We start from the raw sequence: 382 nt of genomic DNA on the forward strand, positions 1-382 counted from the left end.
TCAACGGTAACTCTAATACCACTTACACTGAGTTTAGTAACGGCAGTGTTGATAGAAACGATGTTGCTATCGACATCTGGGGTGACGGAAACTACGTAGAAACTATCGTCAATACAGATGTTGGTGGTGGTGATAGAAATGATGTTGATATCGATCTAATGAACAGTAACGATAACCGAGTATTCACTCTTCAAACAGGTTCTCATTCAAACGCAACAGTTAGTTTAACTAACAGTAACATGAACCAATTTATGATAGAGCAAACATCATATGATAACGCTGCTGTATTAGGTAATGGCGCAAACGGAAACGTTGGTCTTATCTACCAAAACTAATATGAATTTTTATACATTTACTAAAACGGCGCTGGTCGCCGTTTTAT

At 37.7% G+C, this 382-nt stretch carries 1 pseudogene; it reads left to right on the top strand.

Features of this window, described 5'->3' with window-relative positions:
• Positions 1-335 (top strand): annotated as a pseudogene (locus tag AB4486_RS26025) (curlin); the annotation flags it as partial.
• Positions 336-382 lie beyond the last annotated feature (47 nt).

Origin of the sequence: Vibrio sp. 10N.222.55.C6 (assembly GCF_041473395.1) — a bacterium.
GTDB classification, from domain to species: Bacteria; Pseudomonadota; Gammaproteobacteria; order Enterobacterales; family Vibrionaceae; genus Vibrio; species Vibrio crassostreae_C.